The sequence below is a fragment of the Motilimonas cestriensis genome, from assembly GCF_021295315.1.
GTDB classification, from domain to species: domain Bacteria; phylum Pseudomonadota; class Gammaproteobacteria; order Enterobacterales; family CBDFNC01; genus Motilimonas; species Motilimonas cestriensis.
In genome coordinates this window covers 98,880-113,980 of sequence record NZ_JAIMJA010000004.1, presented here as the reverse complement: position 1 = coordinate 113,980, position 15,101 = coordinate 98,880, and the positions used below count along the sequence as shown (strand labels likewise).

At 45.6% G+C, this 15,101-nt stretch carries 12 protein-coding genes; 3 read left to right on the top strand and 9 right to left on the bottom strand.

What is annotated here, in order from left to right; all coding sequences use genetic code 11:
• The first annotated feature begins 1 nt into the window (after position 1).
• Together K6Y31_RS05225 and K6Y31_RS05220 are read left to right on the top strand one after the other, a co-directional pair.
• On the top strand, positions 2–934 hold the full coding sequence (locus K6Y31_RS05225; RefSeq protein ID WP_233051789.1) for a glycosyltransferase: 933 nt from the start codon (positions 2–4) through the stop codon (positions 932–934).
• 74 nt (positions 935–1,008) lie between these two features.
• A complete protein-coding gene (locus K6Y31_RS05220) occupies positions 1,009–2,244 on the top strand; it encodes a hypothetical protein (protein WP_233051788.1) in 1,236 nt (411 codons plus the stop codon).
• A 73-nt stretch (positions 2,245–2,317) separates the two neighbouring features.
• On the opposite strand, the gene K6Y31_RS05215 is transcribed toward K6Y31_RS05220, so the two are convergent.
• Both K6Y31_RS05215 and K6Y31_RS05210 read right to left on the bottom strand, forming a co-directional pair.
• Positions 2,318–4,345, bottom strand: coding sequence for a sulfatase-like hydrolase/transferase (locus K6Y31_RS05215; protein WP_233051787.1), 2,028 nt, complete (start codon positions 4,343–4,345; stop codon positions 2,318–2,320).
• On the bottom strand, positions 4,342–5,268 hold the full coding sequence (locus tag K6Y31_RS05210; RefSeq protein WP_233051786.1) for a glycosyltransferase family 2 protein: 927 nt from the start codon (positions 5,266–5,268) through the stop codon (positions 4,342–4,344). The genes K6Y31_RS05215 and K6Y31_RS05210 overlap by 4 nt, the downstream gene beginning before the upstream one ends.
• A gap of 240 nt (positions 5,269–5,508) precedes the next feature.
• On the opposite strand from K6Y31_RS05210, the gene K6Y31_RS05205 reads away from it, so the two are divergent.
• Positions 5,509–6,459 (top strand): sulfotransferase family protein, encoded by a 951-nt coding sequence (locus tag K6Y31_RS05205; protein WP_233051785.1) that lies wholly within the window; start codon positions 5,509–5,511, stop codon positions 6,457–6,459.
• Between the two features lie 63 nt (positions 6,460–6,522).
• Here the strand turns inward: K6Y31_RS05205 and K6Y31_RS05200 are convergent, their stop codons facing one another.
• The 7 genes from K6Y31_RS05200 to K6Y31_RS05170 form a co-directional block, all read right to left on the bottom strand.
• Positions 6,523–6,855 (bottom strand): DMT family transporter, encoded by a 333-nt coding sequence (locus K6Y31_RS05200; RefSeq protein WP_233051784.1) that lies wholly within the window; start codon positions 6,853–6,855, stop codon positions 6,523–6,525.
• 184 nt (positions 6,856–7,039) lie between these two features.
• On the bottom strand, positions 7,040–8,344 hold the full coding sequence (locus tag K6Y31_RS05195; protein WP_233051783.1) for a putative O-glycosylation ligase, exosortase A system-associated: 1,305 nt from the start codon (positions 8,342–8,344) through the stop codon (positions 7,040–7,042).
• Positions 8,337–9,692, bottom strand: coding sequence for a phenylacetate--CoA ligase family protein (locus K6Y31_RS05190; RefSeq protein ID WP_233051782.1), 1,356 nt, complete (start codon positions 9,690–9,692; stop codon positions 8,337–8,339). Before K6Y31_RS05190 ends, K6Y31_RS05195 begins: the two co-directional genes overlap by 8 nt.
• 53 nt (positions 9,693–9,745) lie before the next feature.
• Positions 9,746–10,561 carry a sulfotransferase domain-containing protein gene (locus K6Y31_RS05185; protein WP_233051781.1) on the bottom strand — a complete coding sequence of 272 codons (816 nt, stop codon included), beginning with the start codon at positions 10,559–10,561 and terminating at the stop codon, positions 9,746–9,748.
• Entirely contained in the window at positions 10,562–11,887 is a 1,326-nt protein-coding gene (locus K6Y31_RS05180) for a glycosyltransferase (RefSeq protein WP_233051780.1), read from the bottom strand.
• Positions 11,868–13,103 carry a TIGR04063 family PEP-CTERM/XrtA system glycosyltransferase gene (locus K6Y31_RS05175; RefSeq protein ID WP_233051779.1) on the bottom strand — a complete coding sequence of 412 codons (1,236 nt, stop codon included), beginning with the start codon at positions 13,101–13,103 and terminating at the stop codon, positions 11,868–11,870. Before K6Y31_RS05175 ends, K6Y31_RS05180 begins: the two co-directional genes overlap by 20 nt.
• Before the next feature lie 8 nt (positions 13,104–13,111).
• The gene (locus K6Y31_RS05170) at positions 13,112–15,040 is read right to left on the bottom strand and encodes an XrtA/PEP-CTERM system amidotransferase (RefSeq protein ID WP_233051778.1); all 1,929 of its coding nucleotides are present in this window, start codon (positions 15,038–15,040) and stop codon (positions 13,112–13,114) included.
• Between the last annotated feature and the right edge of the window lie 61 nt (positions 15,041–15,101).

Here is a 15,101-nt window from a genome sequence, read left to right as displayed (position 1 = left end):
TATGACGGCATCAGTCACACTGGCTTTTTGTACCTATAATCGCGCTTGGCGGCTGCCTAAATTACTTGCCTCTATCAGAGCACAAACCTGTAGCGTACCGTTTGATATTTTAGCCATCAATAACAACAGCCAAGACAATACCTTAGAAGTACTCAGCGAATTACAAAATTTACCGGGTGCAGAGCTCAAAGTCGTAACCGAAACCCAGCAAGGCATTAGCTTTGCCCGTAACCGCGCCATTAAAGAGTGCTTAGACCAAGAGGTGATGATTTTCATGGATGATGATGAGCTACCTTTAGCTGGCTATATAGAACAAGCTTGGCAAAGTTTGCGCTCAGGTGATTATCACATCGTAGGTGGGATAGTCACATTACAGCTCGATTGCCCTCGCCCCAAGTGGCTAACAGATAATTACTTACCATTTTTAGCTGCTCTCGATTACGGCAATCAACCTTTTGAAATCACCAGCTCAGCGCATTCAATGTGGACAGGCAATATCGCTTATCGAATGGAAATTTTTCGCCGCTATCCCGACTTAAGGTTTGATGACAGATATAACCGTATCGGCAGTGATATTGGCGGGGGCGAAGACATGCAGTTATTTAAGCAATGCCTAGCGCTGCCCGATGTAAAAATATTCTACGAACCCCGAATGCAGGTGCAGCATCATATTGAAGCTTGGCGAGTCAGGCGCCCATATTTTCTGAAATTGCACTATCGATGTGGCTATAAACAAGCCAAATTTAACCCTATCGATTATCAGGGGCGAACCTTACTTGGCATTCCCGGTTTCTTATTTATTCAAGTACTTAAACAGAGTTGGCATAGTTTGATTTTACAATTAAAAGGCCAACCAGAAGCATTGCGGCAATGGATGAACGCCTGCCATACCTTAGGCATGCTTAAAGGCTACCGAGCCAAAAATAGCAGCTGAAATGAACACATGTGCCAAAATTAATTGTTGGGCATGAACATAGGGTACCGCGGCAAAAAACAGCAGGAGCGAACATGAAAGCCATTTTGCACATCGGCACTGAAAAAACAGGGACCACTTCGCTGCAGCATTTTTTCAGCAACAACCGGCATGTGTTAAGCCAGCAAGGCATACTGTATGCGCGAGCGCCGGGTGAAGATAATCACTTAAAGCTATACACCTATGCCCTTGATGATGATAAGCAAGACGATGCTTATATTTATCGCGGTTTACAGGAATTAAGTAAACGCCAGCAGTGGCGCGAAACATTTCAAAATGAACTCAAACAAGAGATAAAACAAGCCGCACAACAAGGGATTCATACGGTAATTTTTTCTAACGAGCACTGTCATTCAAGGTTGACGCGCGAAGAAGAAATTCAGCGCCTAAAAGACTTACTGGAACCACTCTTTTCAGAGATCACTGTTAGTGTATATCTAAGACGCCAAGATCAACTTGCCGTTAGTTTATACAGCACTAAGCTCAAATATAACGAGCCAAGACAAGATTACTTTTACCCCGAAGACCCACAAGACGCCTTTTTTAATTACGCGCTATTGTTAGAAAAGTGGTCCAAGGTATTTGGTTATACGCACATAGAGCCCGCTATTTTTTGCCCGACTAAATTAGCCAAAGGCGATCTCATTTATGACTTTTGCCAACGTTATGAAATAGATACTCAGTTGTGTCGACAAACCCTAGTGCAAAACGAATCTCTTAATGCTAAAGGTCAACATTTTTTACAGCAGTTCAATCAATTTTTGCCCATGTATGTCGACAACCAATTAAATCCCGCCCGCTTTGGCGTGTTAGAAGCAATGGAGGCACTTTTTAGTGGCCCTGCCGCCCTGCCCCCGCGCGCTGAAGCCCTAGCTTATTATCAACAATTTGCAGAGTCTAATACCCGTGTCGCCGACACTTGGTTTGGCGGACATGCCATGTTTACACTCGACTTTGCACGCTACCCTGAACAACCCCCTCAAGTTAATATCTCGGAGTCGGAGCTGATCGCTATTGCTGCCCAATTATGGTTGCAACAAAAGAGTCAGCGCCAGCAAGCTGAATCAGATCTACTGACACAGCTGCAACAAAGCTCTAATGAACAAGTCAGATATCAAAAATTGGCCGAATATTTTGCCCCAAGCCACCACGATTTAGGGAAATTTTTAATGGACTGCGCGCTCGATAAACGCTCGTTAACCGATAAAATAAGCCATAAGATAAGACGTGCAGAAAGTAAAGCAACATCCATATCACAGCATCGACTGTAACTTCTATCACCACTCAAAATAATGGATTTCGTACTCGATAAATTAAGCCATCGAATTAAGCGAGCATAAAGTATTACATCAATGCCTGTAACTCCTTAACCAACTCAGGGTGTTGCGGTGCTAGATCAGTGGCAAAGCTAGGGTCGTTAACAAAGTGATATAACTGATATTGATAACCTGAGTTCATGGCTAACCGCGCCAACGCCCAATCTTGATGTAACAGCATTTTATCCCGCGCTTGCTCGACCGCTAGTTGATATTGCAACTTGATTGCCAGTGTACCCGTTTGCTTATCGGGAATTTCCAATAACTCGGTTAATTCTGGATAGTGTAAGTGCTGTTCAGGCATGGCCGGTGGCGGCGCTAGCCAGAGTCCGGTTTCGTAATAAACACTGCTCTGATCAACATGCTGCTGTAGCACTCGCCCTTGTACCGAAGCGGGAATAGGCAAATCCAATAGACTTAATAACGAAGGCATTAAGTCAACACTGCTACAAAGTTGCTGGTTATATTCCGCCACGGGATTGCGAGGATCAAAAATCAGTAGCGGCACCCGCGCACTGGCTGTACCAAAAACATCATTACCTTGGCCCCAACAATTACGCTCAAAAAAATCGATGCCGTGATCACTGTATATCACCAGCAGCGTATTCTCCGCTAAGCCGAGCTTATCCAGTTGCTGTTTTACGCGGCGCACTTGATCATCAAAACAGCGCACGCAACCATCATAAAGATGTAGAATTTGTGATAAATCAAACGCAGATTCAGGCTCTTGTTGACTGCGAATAATCTCTTCAGGCTCATTAAGCTTACACATGCCAAACTTTGAATTACCCATATATTCAGCCGAGCTGTAAGCACTGTAATAGGGATATTCACAACTAAACGGAGGATGCGTCGCTCCAATAAACATATTGAGAAAAAAAGGCTTGTCCGGATCACGCTCACAAGCTAACCAGTGACAAGCATCTTGGGTCACCGCCTGATTTAAAGGCACGCCAGGTAAATAATACAACTCTGGCAAACAACGTTTAAATAAGCGGTTCTGTGAAAACAGAGCCAGTAACATACGAAAATGTTTAGGCCCTTGGCGCAGCAAGTATTTCAAATTCCATTGATCATCAGGCGCTTGAATTTTATCAAACCCCATCGCCATTTTTTTGAAATCGGAACCGGTCCAATCGGTAAACACGGCGGTCTGATAGCCCGCACGGCCCAATTCTGACGCTAAATCACTCACTTTAAGCTTCGCCACAGTATCAGAAACAAAGTTTGTTTTAACGCCGTGCTTATCAGGGTAAGTTCCAGTAAACCAAGATGCCAGTGAGGGCGCAGTTCGCGGAATAGGTGTATAGCAACGTGAATAGTAGCGACTGTGCTTCGCTAAGGTATCAATGGCCGGGGTTAGCTGTCGGTCACAGCCATCAATGCCTAAACAATCCGCTCGTAAGGTGTCGCACCCTAAAGTAATCACATTCATTTTGGCCTGCTGCCCGGCCGCGACAGGCCAACACCTTGCGGGCAAACACAGTGGCGGCCAATAGGCAATCAACACAGGTAACGCAACCAAGCCACACAAAAGTAGATAGCCAAACACCGGCTCAGTCAGTACCAAACTGGTTTGCCAAGCTAACCAGCCACAGCCAACCAAAAACAATAATGCAACCCAACGCAGTCGACTAATACTTAAACAGCGCCATAACGGAATTAACCGCGCTATACTGTAACTCGACGTAATTAAGATGGCGCCGGGCTTGATCAGCAAGCGGTAACAAAATTGAAAGCCACAGCCAAGCAAAATCATCACGCCAGCGGATGCCATTAAAGCTGTAAAGTTCAACACGCTAACTAATATCTGTAATAGGCTAAAACCAATTAATGCCCCCGCGACGCCTAACCAAAAGAAAATCAGAAAACTCCAGGAGCTTAAACGCAACATCACACCAACAAAATACATTGAAAAGTGTTGGGTGATTTCCGCTCTTACCTTAGGCCCAGAATAAGCAGTATCTTGCACACTAAGCAGTAACAACACACAACTCGCCAACGCAGCAGGAATGGCCGCGGCCTCAAACAGCAATATAAGATCAAGCCAGCTCATTCTCGACGCTGCCGGTAGTAACCACACATCTCACCAGCAACGGCAGCGCAGCGCATCATGTAAAAGCGGGTTTTAGGCCAATGGAGTGAAAATATAATGTGGAACAAATAGCTTAATAACTTACGCCACAAATATTTTGGGATCGGGCTCGAAAGCGGCGACGAGAGCATCACGACCGAACAAGAGCGCTGAAAAGCCTTCGTTAATAAATAAATAAGTCGCAAACGCTCAGGATCAACATAGTGAAATTGCACTATCTCTGGGGTGTATTGAATGATGCCTTGATGGGCCATCACCCTACTAACAAACTCGCCATCTTCACCACCACATAAATTGTGTCCGGTAGGGCCTAAATCTTCCGCAAAACCACCCACCTTGCCAAACAAGCCTTGTCGTAACACTAAATTGCCACCACCGGGTAAGCGATGCTGACTTGCTAATACTAGTGGTTTGGCCCCCAAAGAGTAATCCGGGATCGGCAAAGGATAAATCGCATAATCACTTTTTAAGTGCACCCAATTTGGCTCAGAGCCATCCCAGTCAGGCACAATGCGACCACAAATTAAGTCGGCTTGGGGCCAAATTAACAAAGCCCGCTCAACTTGCATTAAGTATTGACTGTCAACGCGATGATCATCATCCACTAAAGCGATATGCCAGTCTGGCAGATGCGCTAACGCTCGGTTAAGTGCAATAGATTTACCCGCTTTCGGCTCGTCTAGCCAAATAAGTTTAATACTGCCTGAATGATCTTGATGGTATTGCTCTAGCATCTGCTGAGTACCATCACTGCAAGCATTCGCGACCACGCAAATTTGCAATTCCAGCAACGGCCGCTGCGCTTGGTTCAAGTAATCAAGCGTTTTCCGTAACAGGGATTGACGCTGATGACTGCAAATCACCACGCATAGCTTGTTTGACAAGATCCACCTTCCTTATGAATAACGGCCCGAGGTAAAACCACTGCGGACATATCCCTATCGCTATCTGTCACTTAGGTAATTTAGGTTAAGTATAGTGGTGAAAAATCAGCTTAGCGCACAAATAACACAGAGAAAAACACAAGTTAAATGAAGCCGTACAAAGCAACACATTGCCTTGCTGGTTAGCGCGCTCTCGACTAGAGTCATAGTAGGATATTTGCACTTCAGGGAAGCAAGGTAATGGATAAATTCTTTATTATTGGCCCGCCGCGCTCAGGCACGACCTTATTGCAGTTTATGCTTCGTAGCCACCCTAACATCTCGATCCCCACTGGTGAGTCTCATTTCTTTGTTCCCTTACTTAAGGGCTATTCATCACCCAAGACGAGACAAGACATTACCAGCTTACTTGATGATATTAGACACTTTAATATCGATTTCTTTGACACTGACTTACACGGTTTACCCGCCGACATAGAACAAGTGGAAGCAGAGCTGAATAAACAAGACTACCACTCAATGGCCGAGTTTATTGACGCCCTGTATCAACTCAATGCGCAAGGTGAAGGAAAGTCAGTTTGGGGAGAAAAAACCCCCTATTATATTCGTCATATTCCATTGTTAGCGCGCCATTTTCCCGATGCAAAATTTATCGCCATCGTACGAGATGGACGCGACGTCGCCTTGTCAATGATGGACCGCTGCCATGATTTTGGTGTTCACAACGTTTATACCGCAGCGCAACATTGGAACTACTATTTAGAGCCACTGCGCTTAGCGCTTAATTCAGAATATAACGATCGCATCATCACCCTAAATTATGAAGACTTAATCGCACAGCCAACCCAAATACTCACCGAAGCCCTTAACTTCATTGGCCAAGATTTTCATCCCGATGTGATTAATAATTTCAAGGTCAAATCCGCCCAGCCGAGCGAATTACAAACCCCAAAATTAGCTGCAGATATCGACAATAAAAACGCCAACAAATGGATGAGCAAGATGACTAAGCGCGACATCGCGCTGTTCAACCAAGTTTGTCACGACAACTTAAACTACTTTAACTACACCACTCAAGCCAGCTTAGACGCACCCACAGCTTTGTATAAGCCGCTATACAAGCTAGAGAACTACCTAAAAACGTTATTGCAACCAAGCCATAGTAAAATAAAGAAAAGCCACTTAAGTTAAGAGGTTTTTTAACTGAGGATAAACGCGCTACGAACGACAATGACGGCGCCATAGCTTCCCAACCTAATGCACACTCGCTTTAGAAAACACGTTGATAACCACAACACCAGCAACAATCAGGACCATGCCTACCATACTGGCAAAGTCCAGCTTTTGCCCATAAATCAACCAACCCGCAACAGAAATCAACACTATCCCCATTCCGGCCCAAATGGCATAAGCAATACCAACAGGAATAGCTTTAAGAGACAGTGAAAGAAAGTAAAAAGCGATAGCGTACCCCAAAACCACCAGCAAACTTGGCCAGAGTTTTGTAAACCCCTCGCTGGCCTTCAAGCCAGATGTCGCGAGTACCTCAGCAACAATAGCAACCGCAAGAAACAACCAATTTTTCATTTAAATGCACCAGAGTAAAAACCAAAGAGCATGTTACCTAGAGGGGCAAAATATGTGTAGTCTTGTAAAATAAGAAAATGTGTGGGCAACTCTTAAGCTAAATGACACTAGGGCTGTTTATCTTTGGCGGTTAATTTTTTGTTCGATAGGGGACACCATCACGAAAGATAAACAACCCCTGTAGTCAGTTATAGAAATGCGGTTTTACATTTGGTTTGATGGCCTCTTCAGTTTCGGGCTCAGCAATAGAGGCTTGCTGGATAAGCACATTAGCTATCACTATGATACATAGCAGGTGATAAGGTAAATCGAAGTAAGCCATGCCCAAAAACGCCCCCCCAGAGAGGTAAGCAACAAAAGATACCTGCACATGACGCATCAGCTGGTTGACAGAAGCAAGTTCAGAGCCTGGCGGGGCTTTATTGGTTACTTTAATCGCACTTTGCGCCGAACGCCAAGCTAAAAACCATAGCAGTAAAAAGAAGAATAATGCGATGAAGCCGTGCTCACCAAGCACTTCAAAATAAATACTATGGGCATCATGAACCATATTTGGTTCAGGTGCATACAGATAAAACGACTGGCGCTGAAACGCTTCAAACCCTCCGCCCATTAGGTTTTGACTCGATAGATTCGACGCCATTTGCCAGGCATTTATTCGGCCCATAGCCGATTTGTCCTCCTCAAACGTTTCGATGGTATTCATCCTTTCGGTCCACTCTTTGGGCACAAAATTAATTAATACCGCGCCGATCAGTAAAGTAGTACAAAGGGATAACAGAGGGCGCTTACTCTTCAAACAAAGAAACGCTGCCATTACCACGCCCCCCACTAACGCGCCTCGAGAATGCGTCCCCACCACCGCAAAAATGCAGAGTAAGGCCATCATATTCAAACAGATTTTCTGCCATTTTTGTGTCGCTTCAACGGCAAGAAAACGCACCAGCGGAATAATAATTAAAATGGCTAAACCGACTTCGTTATTACCGTAAAAAAACGTATCCGCAGGCCCTTGCACGCGATAAACACCGCCGGTTGAAATAGTAAATATTCCCCCCTTAACACCATAAAACCCAATTGACATGACGATGACCCAAACCAGCGCTTTCAGGTCTTTATAGCTAGTCAAAATATAGAGACTCGCAAATACCATGACTTGAATTTTCATTACTTTTTCAAATTGGAGCCAAGCAGCCTGAGGGTAAAATGCATTAAACGTACTGATCACCATACAAAAAATAAACAGCACTAATACCCAAACCTTAGTATCCCCCCAGGGCATCGAGAATTTTTCTTTACTTGCAAGAAGTGCAATCAACATTAAGATAGCAGTCGTTTGCGCAAACGGCAGTGAGTAAGCAAAACCATAGACTAAACGGTGTGGGTTCATGTAGCTGAGCCAAGACCAAACCAAGATAGCCCACATAGGTCGTTTTAAACAAAAGGGAATTAAACCGAGATAAACTAAGCTGAGAGCGATATCACGCATAATCCCAAGTCACTCCTACTTTGCTCTCTACGTATTTGAACTTACCCGATTTTTCGCGTGGAATTTGTGTTACAAACTCAATATCGAGTTGTATATCTCCTAGCCGCTGGTGAAAATTGCGACGAATAAAATCAATACTGGCGTTATCCACATCCGATTGCATGACTAATAGCAGCCGGGTATGAAATTGAGACTCTTGAATAATCTTAAACTCTGCTACATTTGATAGCTCACGTAACACATAAATAAGCGATAACGCATGCATGGTGGTTCCGTCGGCGGCAATAATGAAATCAGTGGTGCGCCCTTCAATACTTTCAAGTAAAGGTAAGTGGCGACCACAGGGACACAAATCTGTGCCTAAACAGGCCAAATCACCAGTACGGTAACGCACAAATGGAAACTCAGCGGTAGCCAAATGCGTCACGACGACCTCCCCAACTTCGCCAGCGGGTAGCGGATTACCCAGCTTATCAATGATTTCAACGATGATGTCTTCTGCCGAAATATGCATGCCGCCTTGCGGGCATTGGTGAGCGATAAAGCCTGCGTCGCGACCACCGTAACCATTGGCAACGGGGCAATTAAATACTTCTGAAATTAACGCTTTTTGATTTTCAAATAAGCGCTCTGAGGTAACAAAAGCCACCTTGATCCCTAAATCAGACATGGTGATGTTATGTAATTTTGCGTAGCGTGCAATCAAAGACAGTGACGATGGATAGCCAAACAACATGGTCGGCGCAAAGCGGCGTATATCTTCAATATAACCCTTTAAGTGCTGCTCTGACATGGCAAAAGCGGGTAACAACTGACTGCGAAATAAGGTATCGCGCAGTTGCTTTAGCCGATCTTGCGTTTTTAACTCAATCGGTGACCCCCACACCACCAATTCTTTATCGCCAATATCAACATCCCACCAACGCGTTGCTCGCCATTTGGCAGCAATATCATGACTTTTTCTTTGCTTGCCAACCATAAATTGCAACGGTTGACCACTTGAACCGCCAGTATTAAATAGGCTTAAGGGACCGGCATTATCAGCCCTAAGTAATTGCCCAGCATTGCGGATAGTGGCCTTATCCAATAAAGGCAATTGCGCTATTTCACTGACAGATTGAAACTGACCAGGAGTCAAACCAAGATCGGCAAACAAACCTCGATAGTAAGGGACATGTTGCGCAATGTTGAGCATAAATTGGTTGAGTTTGTGCAATTGGATCGCGGCGAGTTTATCGGTATTAAACCACTGGCTTGACTCCAGCTCACGTCGTAAAGCCACACTGCTGTGCCGCTTTAGTTGCTCGTGTAAAGGAAACAGTACTGACGAAACCAATTTGGTATACATGCCTTTCTCCTTGGACAAGAGGTATCTCTCTGGGCACCCCTTAGGGCTATCCCTTAGCAATTTATCCGTGCACTTGAAGCATCTAACTTACTTAATAATGATAGACACAATTGCTCTATTTCGGGGCTAATACTCGGTGCAGCTTGCTTGCCTATCGAACCACTGAAAATATAATCAGTCATTTTGCTACTAATGGGTAACTCAACAAAGTTAAGCGCTTGACTTAACAAAGCCTCTGGCTCTGCAACTAGCTGCTCATACTTAATGAGCTTTACATTGGGATCGTTTTCCAGCTCTAATTCGAAAAACATAATATTGCGTACATACCACTGCAGGGCTGCGGCATCTGTATCGGTTAATTCAGGGGTAACCAATGAACGCAACAGTACCAAAGAGCCTGGCGACAACCCACGCCCCCACCAAGAATCATCATGCCCCGAGATTAAGCGCTGAACTTGCTGACGTTGGTTGCTAAATGACTTCAACATTGAATTCACCACATCGTGAAAGTCTCGGTAAATCCAGAATGTTTTAGCTGGCGCCAGTTCTTGCGCTAGCTCCGGCAGCAGTTCTAATTCACATAAGGTTTTTAATACGAATACCGGGGCCCTGCTTTGCTCTTGTAGCTGTTTTATTACCAGCATGTCACGCATCTGATATTGGTCAAACGCCCTTTCATCGCGCTCATGGAAAACATCGGTGGCTAAACTCAAATCCAAGATATCCATCAACATATTGGTGCCAGAGCGTTGGCAGCCTGCCACTAAAATCGTTCGTTCTGACTCAGTGGCCTTGACGTGTTGCACCAAGTGCTTGACTAGCTGCTGTTGCCCCTGCTGCGTTTTCTCAATTATTTTACGCATACTCATTTAGCTTACCTCGCGACTTGGACGAAAGGACTCGGCTTTTGCCCGATCTAACGCAATAAAGTGTCGTACTAGTTGCTCAACACGCAAATCCCAACTATTTTGTTGCGCATAAGCTTGGATCCCATCACGATCCCACTGGAAATTCAGGGCTTGTTCAATACTGTGCAGTAATGCATCCGAATCACCGTATGGGTAAATCAAACCTAGCTGTTGATTAGCGACCACTTCTCTATTACCACCCACATCACTCGCTACCACAGGCAAACGACAAGCCATAGCTTCTAAAATGACGTTGGCCCAGCCCTCGTTGGCACTGGCCAAGACAAAGACATCTGCGGCACTAAGGATCTTGTGTAATGCCGCTTTTGGCTTGGGTCCTAAAAACAACACGCGGTCACTGAGTTCAAGCTCACTCACCAATTGCTCAAGCTGCGCTTGATAATCCCCTTCGGCACTGGCGCCGCCCACTATCAAATATTTCACCTCGTCAGGCAGTAATGGCAGCGCTTTTATCACTTGATGAAAACCCTTTCGTGGCACTAATCCACCAACGGTAATCAGCACTTGGTCTGACTCTTTCAGCCCTAGCGCAGCGCGAGCTTGGTCCTTATTAATCGGAAAAAAGGTATGACTATCAACCCCATTGCCCACCACTACTATTTTGCTCTCAGTAATATCCTGCGCCTGAGCAACTTGTTTTAACGAGTCGGACACAGCAAAAATTTGCTCCGCTTGCTGCCATGCCCAGCGCATCCAACGTGACGTGAAAAAACCACGACTATGGGGTACTTCCGTACCACGCATGGTAATAGTATTAGGCTTATGAAAAATGCGCGATAACAGCCCAGCAGCGACGCCTTCGGGGTAACTAAAGTGACTATCAATAATGTCAAATTGCAGCTCTGGTTGGCGCTTGCTAAAACGATAAACGGCTAGTGCCATCATTAAACCATCAAAGCAGCGGCCCACACCCGGCAACGCAATAAATCGCGGGAAATAAACATGAATGAGTGAGCCATCCGGCGCTGTTTGCACTTCATAAGGCGCCGGCTCAGGCCGATAATGGGGAACAAAATACTGGATCGCAGATTGCAATGGAAACCAAGGCACGGGGCTCACCACAAATAAAGGAAGTTCAGCGGCGACACGAAACATTCGCTCTTGAATGAACAAGCCTGCCGTGGGGCGGCGCTGGCTAGGGAATAATGAGCTGAGCACCATCAAACCCGGCTTATCACCGCTATGGCCGCTGTGATGTGGCGGATAAAGCTCATCATCACCCGCATTAACCGTTTGAGCACTTGAATTAGTGGGAGGATTTACCATCAATCAACGCTCCCATTGGCTGCGGTTTGGCTTGATAAACATCGACGTAGTTGGCCACGCTAGTTGCCCAATTGCGTTCATGTTGGACAAAATGTAAACCTTGCTGCCAGATATCAGGCCAAGCTTCAGGGCTGGCCAACACCCGTGCCAAAGTTTCAGCTAAATCTTGTACATCGCCTTGCTTAAATAAATAACCGGTTTCACCCTCGCGGATAAGCTCATGATGCCCGCCGACATCAGAGGCCACGACTAGCTTACTCTGCGCCATGGCCTCTAATGGTTTTAACGGTGTAACGGTTTCTGTGAGCCTCATACCAATGCGCGGATAAACCAGCACATCAACCAAGCTGTAATAACGGGACACCTGATCATGGTTGACCCGACCAACAAAAATCACTTTATCTTCTAACCCTAACCTTGCCACTTGCTGCTTCAGCGCGGCCTCCTGTGGGCCTCCGCCAACTAATAACAAGCACAAATTCTGCTCTTGCAAAGCGGGTTGATTAAGCGCCTCAACCAGTAAATTCAAGCCCTCATAAGCGTAGAATGAGCCGAGGAAGCCCAAGACCTTTTTATCGCCAAGGTTGAGCTGCTGCTCAAGCGTTTGGTCTCGCTCTGTTAGTGGGGTAAATTTGTCGATATCGACCGCATTAGGAATTAAGGTAATTTTGTCTGCGGGGATACCGCGACTTTCCATGTCGCTCTTTAAGCCTTGGCAAATTGTGGTGACAGCGCTGGCATGTTTAAGCACAAAGGTTTCCAACGCCTTGGTTAATTTATAACGCAAACCATTTTCTACTGCCGTGCCGTGATCAACCGCCGCATCTTCCCAAAAAGCACGTACTTCATAAACCAAAGGCAAACCGCTTATTTTTGCCTGCCACAAACCAGCTAAGCCGTTTAAAGCAGAAGAATGGGCATGGATAACGTCAGGCTCGACTTGCCTTACTGCTTTACTTAAGGCCCATTTCAAACTTAACAAGGTGAATAACTGCTGTAACAGCGGTACTTTCATCACCCAAGCCAGATACGGGCTGCGCATAAAGACTAAATCGGTATTCATTTCTTGCCAGTCTAACCTCGGCCCTTGCTTGGCAGAGGTTAAGTGAAAAGTTTGCCAGCCCCGAGCGCGTTGTTGCTGCAAAATGGCTAAGGTACGAAAGCTATAGCCGCTATGTAGCGGCACCGAATGATCTAAGACATGAAGAATGCGCATATAGGCTCCTAAGCAACTGATTCGACAGGCTCAGCAATTTCATTATTGGCATTGCTGAGTTGTTTTTTTAAAAAGGCTTCAAACATCAGCAATGCCCAAAGGGCAGCACTATGATCCCTCAACCCCGAACTATGCTGCTCAAACAGCTGCTGGATATAGCCAAGATTAAATAAATGGCTTTGCGCAATATGACCGTCAAACAGTGCGGCTTTTAACTTACTGTTAAGAGGCCCACGAAACCAGCGGCACAACGGCACAGCAAAGCCCATTTTCTTGCGATAAAGCACATCATGAGGTAAATGAGGCTCTAAGGCTGTTTTCAAAATCGCCTTCGACACACCATTAGCCAGTTTGGTTTTCGCTGGCAAACTGGCACTCCATTCAACAAATTCATGGTCTAAGATGGGCACTCGTACCTCTAAGGCATGAGCCATACTGACGCGGTCGACCTTAGTCAGTATGTCGCCCGGTAGGTATGTCTTCATATCTAAATATTGCACTAGGGATAAAGGATCATCGCCATCGAAGTTCTTATAGTGTTCGTTGAACACGCTAATACTGCGATAATCCCCCAACATCGCCTTCAGCTCATCACTAAATAACAAGGCTTTTTGCGCTTCGGTAAAGATGGAAAAATTGTGAAAATAGCCCTCAATGGTGTCACGAGCGATCGCTTGAAAGGTAGTTTTAGCACGCAGAAACTTTGGTGCCCAATCCGCTTTTGGGTACACTTTACCCAGTAATGAAAACACTGGTTTTCTTGCAATATCAGGTACTAGACTGCGAATTTTTTCTTCATGTAAATGCCATTGATAGCGACGATAACCAGCAAAAAGCTCATCACCGCCATCACCCGAGAGCGCTACGGTAACGGTTTTTTTCGCCAACTCACAGACCCGATAAGTGGGCATCGCCGAACTGTCAGCAAAAGGTTCATCGTAAAAATAAGCCAGCTTATCGAGCAAAGAAAAATCATCGGCCGCGATAGTCGAGACTTGATGCGCCGTTTGATAGCGCTGCGCTACCATTTCAGCAAATTCGGTTTCGTTAAAATCAGCTACATCAAAACCAATGGCGCAGGTATTTACAGGCTCATCCTGTAGCTCGGCCATCATCGCCACTACTGCGCTAGAATCCACGCCGCCCGACAAAAAAGCGCCCAAAGGCACTTCTGCCACCAGACGAATATCAACCGCTTGTTTGAGTTTTTCGACCAGCAGTTTAGCGACTTGCTCGGGTTCACGTTGATGGGCAAAAGAAACGTCCCAATATTGTTTTGTTTGCGGTAAGTTTTGCCCCACAGAAACGGTTAAGGTATGACCCGGGCGTAATTTATAAACCTGATTAAAAATGGTTTTAGGCTCTGGAATATAGCCCAAGGAGAAATAATCCGAGATGGCCTGAGGGCAAAGCTCGCTAGGTAAATCAGGATGCACCTGCAGCGCCTTTAGTTCACTGCCAAAAACCAGCTCACCCGAAGCTAACATCGAATAGTAAAGCGGTTTAATGCCGAGTCTATCCCGTGCTAAAAACAGCTGCTGTCGCGATTGGTCCCAGATGGCAAAAGCAAACATGCCTCGCAACTTAGCGACCACGCCCGCTCCCCAAACTAGCCAACCTTGTAAAATCACTTCCGTGTCACTGTGGGTAGTAAAGCGGCAGCCAAGATTTATCAACTCTTGGCGCAACAATTGATGGTTATATATTTCACCATTAAACACCAGACACGCTTGCTGCTCCGCACTGACCATTGGCTGTTGACCCGATGCCACATCGATAATTGATAACCGCCGATGACCTAAACCAATAGCAGGAGCAAAATACACGCCCCCTTCATCCGGGCCACGATGAAATTGAGCTTGGTTCATGGCCCGAAGTAATTGCGGATCAACATCACCACAACCTTGTGTATTAAATATCCCTGCTATTCCGCACATACTGCCTCCAGACACAGCCTGTTACTGATGCCTAAGCTAACTGAATGAGTCCAACTCGTTT